This is a genomic window from Pseudomonas sp. GW821-FHT09C10 (assembly GCF_059418085.1).
In genome coordinates this window covers 1-8,430 of the sequence record NZ_JBWKPE010000026.1, presented here as the reverse complement: position 1 = coordinate 8,430, position 8,430 = coordinate 1, and the positions used below count along the sequence as shown (strand labels likewise).

General features: G+C 64.2%; 8 protein-coding genes. 5 read left to right on the top strand and 3 right to left on the bottom strand.

Going from position 1 to position 8,430, the window contains the following annotated elements:
• Positions 1-11: 11 nt before the first annotated feature.
• From dsbG to dsbD, 3 genes are read right to left on the bottom strand one after another with little or no spacing between them, the layout of a single operon-like run.
• Positions 12-773 carry a thiol:disulfide interchange protein DsbG gene (dsbG, locus tag AC07OT_RS30390; RefSeq protein WP_065940531.1) on the bottom strand — a complete coding sequence of 254 codons (762 nt, stop codon included), beginning with the start codon at positions 771-773 and terminating at the stop codon, positions 12-14.
• On the bottom strand, positions 749-1,600 hold the full coding sequence (locus AC07OT_RS30385) for a TlpA disulfide reductase family protein (protein WP_065927226.1): 852 nt from the start codon (positions 1,598-1,600) through the stop codon (positions 749-751). Before AC07OT_RS30385 ends, dsbG begins: the two co-directional genes overlap by 25 nt.
• Positions 1,600-3,327 carry a protein-disulfide reductase DsbD gene (gene dsbD, locus AC07OT_RS30380; RefSeq protein ID WP_495109823.1) on the bottom strand — a complete coding sequence of 576 codons (1,728 nt, stop codon included), beginning with the start codon at positions 3,325-3,327 and terminating at the stop codon, positions 1,600-1,602. The genes AC07OT_RS30385 and dsbD overlap by 1 nt, the downstream gene beginning before the upstream one ends.
• A 176-nt stretch (positions 3,328-3,503) precedes the next feature.
• Here dsbD and AC07OT_RS30375 point away from each other — a divergent pair, with 176 nt between their 5' ends.
• The 5 genes from AC07OT_RS30375 to AC07OT_RS30355 all read left to right on the top strand — a co-directional run bounded on the left by AC07OT_RS30375 (position 3,504) and on the right by AC07OT_RS30355 (position 8,241).
• Entirely contained in the window at positions 3,504-4,184 is a 681-nt protein-coding gene (locus tag AC07OT_RS30375; protein ID WP_027603901.1) for a response regulator, read from the top strand.
• The gene (locus AC07OT_RS30370; RefSeq protein WP_495109822.1) at positions 4,181-5,503 is read left to right on the top strand and encodes an ATP-binding protein; all 1,323 of its coding nucleotides are present in this window, start codon (positions 4,181-4,183) and stop codon (positions 5,501-5,503) included. The genes AC07OT_RS30375 and AC07OT_RS30370 overlap by 4 nt, the downstream gene beginning before the upstream one ends.
• Before the next feature lie 122 nt (positions 5,504-5,625).
• Complete coding sequence (locus tag AC07OT_RS30365) at positions 5,626-6,393, top strand: N-acetylmuramoyl-L-alanine amidase (protein WP_495109821.1); 768 nt, start codon at positions 5,626-5,628, stop codon at positions 6,391-6,393.
• 149 nt (positions 6,394-6,542) lie between these two features.
• Positions 6,543-7,937, top strand: a complete 1,395-nt coding sequence (locus tag AC07OT_RS30360) for an aspartate aminotransferase family protein (protein ID WP_495109820.1) — start codon at positions 6,543-6,545, stop codon at positions 7,935-7,937.
• An 82-nt stretch (positions 7,938-8,019) separates the two neighbouring features.
• Positions 8,020-8,241: an MbtH family protein gene (locus tag AC07OT_RS30355; RefSeq protein ID WP_027603905.1), complete on the top strand. Its 222-nt coding sequence runs from the start codon at positions 8,020-8,022 to the stop codon at positions 8,239-8,241.
• Positions 8,242-8,430: the final 189 nt, after the last annotated feature.

Genomic DNA, 8,430 nt, shown 5'->3' with positions numbered 1-8,430 from the left:
CCAGGCGCCGCTTACTTCGGCCCCATAATCTTCGCCAACTTCTCCGGCGACGGCGCCCCTTGCTGTTGCTGCAAGCCGCCCTTGTCATCCAGGTAGAAAATCGCCGGCGTCGCCGACAGTTCCAGCTCGTCCATCAACTTCATATTGGCATCGAGCTTGGCTTCGATGTCCGCAGGGATCTTGGCCAGCGCCTGCAATTTGCTGCCTTTGCCGGCGGCTTCGTGTTCTTCCAGGGCCTTTTGCGGATCTTTGGCAGCGAATAGGGCGGCCGACTTGGCGGCGCTGTCTTCGCGGATGATGCCGACCATGATGTGGCGCAACTGCACCTTGCCGGCTTTTACCCATGGCCGCGCCTGTTCCCAGAACATGTTGCAGTAAGGGCAGTTGGGGTCGCTGAACAGGTAGACGATGCGCGGGGCGTTTTTGTCGCCGTCCTGGATCCAGCTGCTTTTTTCCATTTTGGCCCAGACTTCCTTGGCCATCGGCGCGTACACCAGTTTTTCCAGGGGCGCGCTGCTCAGGTCATTGCCCTGGGCGTCGTACAGGTTGCCGGCGATCACGCTCTTGCCGTCGGCGGTCAGGTACAGCGCCATGCCGCGGTTCTGGTATTGCGCGGCGTAGCCGGTGAGGCCGCTGGGGGCGTCGAACTTGCCGAGGATTTTGGCGCCCTTGGCTTCGATCTGTTTGATCGGTGCCGGCCAGTCTTCGGCCTGGGCCAGGGTGGCCGCCAGCGTCAGCGGCAGCAGGGTCAGCAGGTGGCGGAGGCGAGGCATGTCGGTTTCCTTGTGGCGGCAGGGGCGGTGTCGAAGGGTTCCATGGCACGGGCCAGGCTGGCCTGGGACAACTCGCCCAGGTGGCTGTTGATCAGGCGCCCGTCGGCTTGGTAGAACAGCGTGGTGGGCAGGGCCATGGAGCCCACGGCCTGGCCGAGGCGGCCGCTGGCGTCGAACAACACGTTGTCGAGGGTCAGGCCCTGGGTGGCGAGGAAGGTGCTGACGCTTTGCATGCTTTCGGCCTGGTTGACGAACAGGAAGGTCACGTCGGGGCGCATGCGCTGGGCGTTTTCCAGCACCGGCATTTCGCGGCGGCACGGCGGGCACCAGGTGGCCCACAGGTTGATCACCAGCGGACCGCCCTGGTAATCGGCCAGTTGCACCACTTCGCCATTGGCGTTGCGCAAGGTGATGTCCGGCAGGCGTGTGCCTTTCTCATACACGCTCAAGGACAGGCTGGTCATGCCCCAGAACACCAGCCCGGTGATGACCCCGGCGCTCAGGGGCTTGCGCAGCGCCGGGCGACGCCAGCCATAGAGCAGTGCACCGAGGATCAGGGCGACGATACCGGGCCAGGCGAGAAAACCGCCGTCGCGCAGGTCGACCATCTGCAGCCAGTCGTTGCTGTAATAACTCCAGTACATCAGCACGAAGCTGACGCGGGCCGCCAGCATGCCCAGCAGGAACAGGCTGAACAGCACCGATTCCGGATTTTCACCGCCACGCTTGGCCACGCGCCAACCCACCAGGGTGGCGAGAATCAACGCGCTGATCAGCAGGATGTGATTCAGGGCGATGGCGAAGGTGCCGATGGTCAGGGTCAGCATCAGAGGGCGTCCCGGGCGTGAGTCCAGCGTTGCAGGAAGGCGGCGGCATCCACTTCGCCGGTGATGCGCTGGGCGCGGCGTTCCTCACCGTCAGGGCCGATCCACACGAAGCTGGGCGGCCCCGGCACCTGGTAACGGCCCAGCAGTGCGCGGCTGGCGGCATTGTCGGCGGTGACGTCGAGGCGCAGCAGGCGGACATCCTTCAATGCATCGAGCACTTCGGGTTTGCCGAACACCTGTTTTTCCATGATCTTGCACGACACGCACCAGTCGGCGTAGTAGTCCACCAGCACCCATTGGCCCTGGGCCTTGGCGCTGTCGAGCTGGCTTTGCAGCACGGCGGGGTCATTGATGGTCATGAAGGCTTCGTGGGCGCTGGGTGCGGCAGTGCTTCGCGAGCCGCTGTAGACCTTCAACGGTTGCCACAGGTCATCGCTGCCACCCGCGGCACCCACCAGCAGCAGGCCGCCCCACACCCCCATGACCACGGAACCGGCGCCGAACAGCATGGCGACCCGCCCGAAATCCTGGGCCAGGCGCCAGCCGCAATAGGCCATGGACATGGCCAGCACGCCCCACAGGCCGAGCCACAGGCTTTCGTCGATCACCGGGCGAATCATCAGCACGGCGGTGGCCAGGAACAGGAAGCCGAAGATGCCCTTGAGCACATTCATCCAGGTGCCCGGCTTGGGCAGGAAACGGTTGCCCACGGTCACCAGCAGCAGCAGCGGCACGCCAATGCCGATGCCCATGGCGAACAGGATCAGGCCGCCGTGCAGGGCATTGCCGCTCTGGGCGATATACAGCAATGCACCGGCCAGGGGCGCGGTCATGCACGGCCCCACCAGCAGGCCGGACAGCGCGCCGAGCACTCCGGCGCCGACCAGGCTGCCGCCGCTCTGGTTGCGGCTGACGTTATCCAGGCGATCGCGCAAGGCCACGGGCAGTTGCAGTTCGAAGAAGCCGAACATCGGCAGGGCGAGGATCACGAACAAGGCGGCGAAGCTGCCGAGGATCCACGGGGTTTGCAACAGCGCCGCGAGGTTGGCGCCGAGCAGGGCGGCGAGTACGCCGAGCGCCGCGTACACCAGCGCCATGCACACCACGTAGCTGCCGGCCAGGGCAAAGCCGCGACGCGGGCTCGCGCCACTGCCCACCACCAGGCCGGCGAGGATCGGCAACATCGGCAACGAACACGGGGCAAACGCCAGCAGCAGGCCCAGGCCGAAGAACACCAGCAGGCTCCAGCCCAGGCTGCGTTGTTGCAGGCCGCTGGCCAGGCTCTGGTCCTGGGCTTCGACGGTGGCCGCAACGGCGGGGTTGCCGCCCAGGTCCACGCTGATCGACTGCGGCGGATAGCACAGCCCCGCATCGGCGCAACCCTGCCAGCCGAGCTTGACCTGGCCGGTGACACCGGCGGGAATCTTCACTTCCAGGCCCTGGCGATACACTTCCTGCTCGCCAAAGAACTCGTCGCTATGGGCTTCGCCTTGCGGCAGCACGGGCTTTTCGGCCAGGCCATCGAACTTCATGCGCTGCTTGTACAGGTAATAACCGTCGGCAATCTGCCAATACAGCTGGGTCTCGCCACTTTCAAGACGTTCGGAGGTAAAGGTGAAAGCCTTGCCCACCGGAAGGAAATCAGGTTTGGTCTCAAACGGATTGCCCGGCGCGGCCTGGGCCAGCCCCGCGAATAACACCAGCAGAAAGGTAAACAGATGCCGCATGGTCAAGCCTTAGTTCGATGCAAGTGAGGCACACAATGTGTGGCGTTGATTAACCGATGATTAACCGGGCGCTATTCTAAAGTGTAGGGATTATCTGAGCTTGCATCTTTTCACGGCATAATCTGCGCTTAATCCGCTGCACTTTTAATCCCCCCATCTTTCATGAAGGGTTCAGCATGCACGTACTGGTCTGTGAAGACGACGAACTGATCGCCAGCGGCATCGTGGCCGGCCTCGGTGCCCAGGGCTTTACAGTCGAGCGCGTGGCCACGGCCGCCGCTGCGCGCGCGATGCTCAAGGCGGCGACCTTCGACATCATGGTGCTCGACCTCGGCCTGCCCGACGAAGACGGCCTCAAGCTGCTGCAACAGCTGCGCAGCCAGGGCCTGGAGATTCCGGTGCTGATCCTCACCGCGCGGGATTCGGTGACCAACCGCGTCGACGGCCTGCAAGCCGGTGCCGATGACTACCTGCTCAAACCCTTCGACCTGCGCGAATTGGCCGCACGCCTGCAAACCCTGCTGCGCCGGATGGCGGGGCGCAGCGTCAACCTGATCGAGCACGGCCGGCTGACCTACGACCCGAGCAGCCGCGAAACCCTGTTGGGCGGCCAGCCCGTGGACCTGTCCCGACGTGAACAGGCGCTCTTGCAGGCGCTGCTGCACAACAAAGGCCGGGTGCTGTCCAGCGAGCAACTCAAGGACAGCGTCTACGGCTTCAACGATGAACTGGAAAGCAACGCTCTCAACGTGCATATCCATCACCTGCGGCGCAAGTTGGGCAATGGCATCGTCGAGACCGTGCGCGGCCTGGGTTACCGCCTCGGCCCGGCAGACGATGGCGAGAACGTTTCGTGAAAAGCCTGCGCCTGCGCCTGACGTTCAAGCTCGGCGCCGCGTTTGTGCTGATCTGGGCCCTGGCGGCGGCCTGGATGCTCAACGACCTGCGCAACCAGATGATGTTCTCCCTCGACCAGCGCCTGGTGGCGTCGGCGCGCATGGTGGCGGGCCTGACCGAGCAAATGCCGGGCCTGGCCAGTGTCAGCGGCGGCGCGCATTTCAGTGCCGAGCAACTGAATGTGCCGGGGGGCATGGCGTGCCAGGTCAGCTCCTTGCGCGGGGAAATCCTCGCCCGCAGCCATACCACGCCGGATGAAGGCCTGGAGTCGCGCAAGAGCGGCTTTCGTGACCAGGTCATCGATGGCGTGGGCTGGCGCAGTTTTACCCTGTCCCGTGGCGACCTGTTGATCACTACCGCCGACCGCCAGGTGGAGCGCGAGGCGCTGAACCTGTCGATCCTGCTCGCCGCCTCGGTGCCGGTGGGCGTGGCGATGCTCGGTTGCCTGTGCCTGTTGTGGCTGGGCATCGGTCAGAGCCTGCTGCCGCTCAACCGCATGCGTGACGCGCTGATGCGCCGCAGTGCCGATTCCCTCGAACCGTTGCAGATCCACCCGTTGCCCAGCGAACTCAAGCCGCTGCTCGACACCCAGAACCAACTGCTGCAACGCATCGCCAAGACCATCGAACGCGAACGTCGCCTCACCGGCGATGCCGCCCACGAGCTGCGCAGCCCGCTGACGGCGATCAAGACCCACCTGCAAGTGGCGCGCATGACCGAGGGCGCGGCCCGCGACCAGTCCCTGGCCCATGCCGAGGAGGGCGCCGACCGCTTGCATCGCACCCTGGAGCAGTTGCTGCTGTTGGCACGGGTGGAAGGCAGCCTGTCATTCGACGATGGCTTGCAGTCCAGCGCCGAGGAAGTCGCACGGCTGGCGATCCAGGATGCGAATGCCGGCGATAATGGGCGTATCGACCTGAACCTGGCGGATAACCTCAGCGAAACCCCGGTGGACATGCCGGTGGGCCTGGCGGTCGCCGCCCTGCGCAACCTGCTGGACAATGCCCTGCGCCACACACCCGCAGACACACGGGTGGAGCTCAGTGTGTTCACCGCCGCCGACCACGTGATCTTCCGCGTGCGCGACCACGGCAAGCAGATCTCCTCCGAAGACCTGCAATACCTCACCCAACGCTTCTGGCGCAACGGCAACAGCGAGGGCTGTGGCCTGGGCCTGGCGATCGTGCAGGCGATCGTGCAGCGCTGTGCCTGCTCATTGACGTTCGACAGCCAGGCGGATGGCCTGCGCGTTGACCTGGGCATGCCGTTGCGGCGCTGACCGCCTTTTCCACGTGCCAAATAGTTACCGCCCGCTTGAAGTGCAAGCCTTCAGGATGGCGGTAATTTTTTTGCGCTTGAACGGGCCGAAAGACTCGGCCTGTATTGAAAAGGACGGTTCTTATGTTGGTCATCGATACCAGTTTCCCCGCCAGGGATTTCAACGAACGTCACGGCGAACCCGTGCGGCAGGTGATCCTGCATTACACTGCGGCGCCGTTCGCCTCCTCCTTGCGCACCCTCACCCGGAACGGGGTCAGCGCGCATTACCTGCTGCCTGATCCCTATGAGCCCGGCTACCGCGCCGCCGGGTATGACGAGTTGCGCGTGTTTCGCCTGGTGCACGAAAACCAGCGCGCCTGGCATGCCGGGGCGAGCCACTGGGGTGGGCGCGATAACCTCAACAGTCGGGCGATCGGCATCGAAATCGTCAACCTGGCCCGGGATGACGGCGGCGTCTTCACCTTTCCCGCGTACGGCCAGGAGCAGGTGGCGGTGTTGATTGCATTGCTTCGCGACATCCTTGGGCGTTACCCGCAGATCGGACCGGCCGACATTCTTGGGCATTCGGACGTGGCGTACTGGCGCAAGAGCGATCCGGGACCGCGCCTGCCGTGGCGCGGTTTGTTCGAGGCGGGAGTCGGGGCATGGTTCGACGAGTCGACGCGGGCCATGTACCAGCGCCGGTTTTGTGTCGGGCTGCCGCCTGAAGTGGAGGTGGAGCGGGCATTTCAGCGCTATGGCTATAAGCCGGCGCAGAATCGCCAGGCGTTCGAGCAGCGCACCCGGGCGTTTCAGATGCACTTTCGGGCGCGGGATTATTGTGGTGTGTTGGATGCCGAGACCTGCGCGATCCTGTATGCCTTGAATGAAAAATACCGCGGACTTTGATCTCATCCATCAGCCAACCATCACTGCCCCCTAAATCCTCTTATCGCTGGTGCGTCTCCAGAACAGGAAATCCGTGCGCATGCCCTTGGGCCAGACGCCAACGGATCGGCAGTTTGGTCACCATCATCCGCGTATTGAGGGATCGAGAGATGTCAGTCGCTACCAGCCGTATCGAAGATACCCAGGTGCATGAAACGCTTTATCAGTTCGACGAAAGCCCGCTGCTGGCCCGCCAGCGCCAGCAGGAATCCAACGCCCGCAGTTATCCACGGCGCATTCCCCTGGCGCTCAAGCGCGCCAAGGGGATCTACGTGGAAGACGTGGAGGGTCGCAGTTTCATCGATTGCCTGGCCGGCGCGGGCACCCTGGCGTTGGGGCACAACCACCCGGTGGTGATCCAGGCCATCCAGCAAGTGCTGAGCGACGAACTGCCGTTGCACACCCTGGACCTGACCACGCCGGTCAAGGACCAGTTCGTGCAGGACCTGTTCGGCCTGCTGCCGGCGGAGCTGGCGCGGGAAGCCAAGATCCAGTTCTGCGGCCCCACCGGTACCGATGCCGTGGAAGCGGCGTTGAAATTGGTACGCACTGCCACGGGGCGCAGCACGGTGCTGTCGTTCCAGGGCGGTTATCACGGCATGAGCCAGGGCGCGTTGAGCCTGATGGGCAGCCTGGGGCCGAAAAAACCCTTGGGTGCCTTGCTCGGTAATGGCGTGCAGTTTTTGCCATTCCCTTACGACTACCGTTGCCCGTTCGGTCTCGGCGGCGCAGAAGGCGTGCGGGTCAACCTGCATTACCTGGAAAACCTGCTCAACGACCCGGAAGCCGGGGTGTTGCTGCCGGCGGCGGTGATTGTCGAGGTGGTGCAGGGCGAGGGCGGGGTGATCCCGGCCGATCTCGACTGGCTGCGCGGCCTGCGGCGTATCACCGAACAGGCCGGCGTGGCGTTGATTGTCGATGAGATTCAGAGCGGTTTCGGCCGTACCGGCAAGATGTTTGCCTTCGAACACGCCGGCATCATTCCGGATGTGGTGGTGATGTCCAAGGCCATCGGCGGCAGCCTGCCGTTGGCGGTGGTGGTGTATCGCGACTGGCTTGACACCTGGCTGCCGGGCGCCCATGCCGGGACATTCCGTGGCAATCAGATGGCCATGGCGGCCGGTTCGGCGGTGATGCGCTACCTCAAGGAGCACGACCTGGCCGGCCATGCGACCGCCATGGGCGAGCGCCTGGGCGAACACCTGCGCATCCTGCAGCGGGACTACCCGCACCTGGGGGATATTCGCGGGCGCGGGCTGATGCTCGGCGTGGAACTGGTGGACCCGGACGGCACCCTGGATATCCAGGGCCACCCGCCGGGGCATCGCCAGCTGGCGCCGCTGGTACAGCGCGAATGCCTCAAGCGCGGCCTGATCCTCGAACTGGGCGGCCGGTATGGCAGCGTAGTGCGCTTCCTGCCGCCCCTGGTGATCACCGCCGCCGAGATCGACCGCGTGGCTGAAATCTTCGGGCGCGCCCTGGCGGCAGCCGTCGCCAGCCTCTAATTTTTTGGCGTGTTGGTACGTTTCTACAGATATCAGCGCTGCGCGTGGTGCGCAGCCAGCCTTTGAGCGATGGAGAACAGCAATGACCTCAGTATTTGACCGCGACGACATCCTGTTTCAGGTAGTGGTCAACCATGAAGAACAGTATTCCATCTGGCCCGACTACAAGGCCGTGCCGGAAGGCTGGCGCACCGTGGGCAAGAGCGGCCTGAAGAAAGAGTGCCTGGCCTACATCGAAGAAACCTGGACCGATATGCGTCCATTGAGCCTGCGCCAGAAGATGGACGGCGCAACGCTGGCCTGACGCAAAACCTTCAGTAGGCCGGCCTATCGTGGTGGGTGGGCTTTTTGTGGCAAGCGGGCTTGTTGTGGTTGAGCGGGCTTGTTGTGGTGAGCGGGCTTGCCCCGCGCTGGGCTGCGAAGCAGCCCCACTCAAGAAGCACTCGGTGTATCAGGCATAACTCAGCGGCTGGTTTTGGGGCTGCTTCGCAGC